Below are 2,602 nucleotides of genomic sequence, written 5' to 3'. Positions count from 1 at the left end.
CCGAGGGCGCGCGCGCTCCCGGGACGGGTACGCGGCCTCGGCGGGTCCACCGAGGACACCGGTGGTCACGGTGCCGGAGACGGCGCTCGCCGCGCGGCCCGGGCCGCCCACCTTCGGGCCGAAATGGCCGATCTGCTCGCGCTCTCGGCCGATGAGGACCGTGCGCGCGAGCACCTCTACGGACTGCTGCTGCACCGGCTGGCCCCTGACGAGGCCCGCATCCTGGCCGTCCTGGCCGACGGAACGCCGTTCGCGGTGCTCGATGTGCACGAGCGGTCGCCCCTGCGCCGCACCGGACGGGTGCTGCTGCGCAATGCCTCGACCGTCGGGCACGCGGCCGGGGTGTCCCTTCCCGGCCACGTGCCCGGGTACGTCACCCGCCTGGCCGCTCTCGGACTGGTCGAGATCGACGGCGAGGACCCGGCGCTCGACACCCAGTACGAGGTGCTGCTCACCGACGAGACCGTGGTCGAGGCGCTCGCGGGCCGCACCCGCGCCGGATTCGACCGCCGCACCCTCCGCCTCTCCGCCCTCGGCCGCCGCTTCTGGGCGGCCTGCGATCCGCACGGGGCCTGAACTCCTCATCGACGTCCCCTTGGTCGTCCACACCGGACACCCATGCTCGGGTCAGGAACGAGTGCCGGCCGCATAGGTCAGGAGCCGGTCGGCCAGCTCGCGTGGACGGCTGAGCAGCGCGAGATGCCCGCCGTCCAGTTCCTCGGGTTCGACGCCCAGCCGTGCTCGCGCCACGCTTCGCTGGAGCGGCGCCGGAAACAGCCGGTCCTGCCGGAACAGCAGCACCCGCGTCGGCACGTCGGGCCAGGCCGCACGCGGCCACGGCTCGCCGAACGGCGTGCCGGACTGGTCGCGCTCCCCTTCGACGAGGGCGCGGCGGGCCAGGTGTTCCGGCACGTCGTGCAGGAACAGTTCCCCGAGGTCGGGCTCGGCGTCCGGGTCGCGCCCCTCGCGTTCGGCGCACTCGCGCTGGGCGCGGGGCTGGCCCGTGGCCTCCCACCAGGAGGCCGCCGACTCCCCCGGACGCGGGATCATGCCCGCGACCAGCACCAGCAGCCGTACCGGAAGCCGGTCGCACACCAGCGGTGCGGTGAAGGCGCCGAAGGAGTGCGCCACGAGCACCACGTCCGAGTGGGCACCGACGGTGCCGACCACGGCCTCGGCCACGGCGTCGGCGTAGGCGGCCAGCCCCGCCGTGTCGTCGTCGCACGGGAGGTCCGGGGCGACGACGTCGTGCCCGCGCTCCCCCAGCAGTGGCGCGACACGGTGCCAGTACCAGGGCGCGGATCCCGCGCCCGGGATCAGAACGAATGTCGTCATGTCGACTCCCCGTCGATGGTCCTGTGCGGCTCCCGGCGGTGGTCGGGTATCACCCGCGACGCCGCGTCGCCCGCGCGAACAGGCTGTCGGGCATCGGTTCGTCGACGGCCTCGATCCGCACGTCGTGCCCCGCGCCGGGACGGGACCCGCCCAGTTCCTCGGTGTAGACGCACACACCCGTGGCGACGTCGAGCCGCACCCGGTGGGCGTCGGCGTAGCGCAGCCCCGGGTACCGCTCCCGCAGTGGTGTCGCGCCGGCCCCGGCCTCGATGTCCTCGCTCTCGGCCGAGAACAACAGGGGGCAGCACCCGCAGAGCGGGTCGTAGTACTCGGTGGGCCGCAGGTCGGCCTGCCACGCGCGCCGACCGCCGTGGGTCACGTCGACCACGGTGTCGGCGGTGACCGGTGCGGGCCCCGGCTCGCCGAGGTCGTCGGTGCCCTCGCCCAGCTCTCCCGGGGCCAGCATCGCGACCCAGTGGTAATCCTGGAACAGCGGCGTGTCATGCCCGTGGATCGGCTGGTGCCCGCTCGTGATGTCCAGGACGGTGCCGTCGGCGGCCTCCACGCGCTGCGCGTCCGGGCGGCGCACCCACGCACGCACGCCCGCGCTCGCCCAGTCGGGTAGCCAGTCGGGCACGGTGCCGCCGTCCTCCGGGGACGGGTGGGGTCTGCGCCGGGTGACGGTGCAGCGCAGCGTCAGCCACAGCGTCGGTGAGGAGCGGGCGAGCGCCATGAACTCCTCGACGGTCGGGTGTTCCGGGGACATGTCCTGATCGTCCCAGCGGGATCGGCCACGGGCGAACAGAATTCCGGTATGAACGGCATCGACGTACTCATCGACGGATTCGGCCGCGTCCAGGAAGCGGTCGCGGACGCGGCGGACGGGCTCGACGCCTCCGCGCTCACCCATCGTGTCGGCCACGACGCCAATACGATCGCGTGGTTGCTGTGGCACCTCACCCGCGTGCAGGACGACCATGTGGCCGACGTGGCGGGCACCGAGCAGGTGTGGACCGCGCAGGGCTGGTCCGACCGGTTCCGCTTGCCGCTGCCCGTGGACGACACCGGCTTCGGCCACACCCGCGACGAGGTCGCCTCGGTCCGGGTCGACTCGGCTGAGCTGCTGACCGGCTACCACGACGCCGTCTACACGCAGACCGTGTCCTACCTCGAACGCCTCACCGAGGAGGCGCTGGACGAGGTCATCGACGAGACGTGGGACCTCCACGGACTCGGCGGCGCTCTCCCGGGGCTCGGCGGGCTCGGT

At 73.6% G+C, this 2,602-nt stretch carries 4 protein-coding genes; 2 read left to right on the top strand and 2 right to left on the bottom strand.

Annotated features, from left to right (window positions below):
- Window positions 1–576: Abi-alpha family protein (locus SACSA_RS21600; RefSeq protein ID WP_019814062.1), on the top strand; the 576-nt coding region annotated here is incomplete at its 5' end.
- Between the two features lie 51 nt (window positions 577–627).
- Here the strand turns inward: SACSA_RS21600 and SACSA_RS0105030 are convergent.
- Both SACSA_RS0105030 and SACSA_RS25720 read right to left on the bottom strand, forming a co-directional pair.
- A complete protein-coding gene (locus tag SACSA_RS0105030; protein WP_019814060.1) occupies window positions 628–1,335 on the bottom strand; it encodes an alpha/beta hydrolase in 708 nt (235 codons plus the stop codon).
- A gap of 49 nt (window positions 1,336–1,384) precedes the next feature.
- A complete protein-coding gene (locus SACSA_RS25720; RefSeq protein WP_019814058.1) occupies window positions 1,385–2,101 on the bottom strand; it encodes a hypothetical protein in 717 nt (238 codons plus the stop codon).
- A 48-nt stretch (window positions 2,102–2,149) separates the two neighbouring features.
- Between SACSA_RS25720 and SACSA_RS21595 the strand changes: the two genes are divergently transcribed.
- On the top strand, window positions 2,150–2,602 hold a 453-nt coding region (locus tag SACSA_RS21595; RefSeq protein WP_019814056.1), incomplete at its 3' end, for a mycothiol transferase.

This window comes from Saccharomonospora saliphila YIM 90502 (assembly GCF_000383795.1).
In the GTDB taxonomy this organism is placed as follows: domain Bacteria; phylum Actinomycetota; class Actinomycetes; order Mycobacteriales; family Pseudonocardiaceae; genus Saccharomonospora; species Saccharomonospora saliphila.
Note: the sequence above shows the minus strand (reverse complement) of the source record. Positions and strands in the feature narration are given on the sequence as shown.

What these genes read in the sequence shown, in the direction of transcription:
- SACSA_RS25720 (WP_019814058.1), bottom strand. Translation starts at nt 2,101, where the DNA reads ATGTCCCCGGAACACCCGACCGTCGAGGAGTTCATGGCGCTCGCCCGC.
- SACSA_RS0105030 (WP_019814060.1), bottom strand. Translation starts at nt 1,335, where the DNA reads ATGACGACATTCGTTCTGATCCCGGGCGCGGGATCCGCGCCCTGGTAC.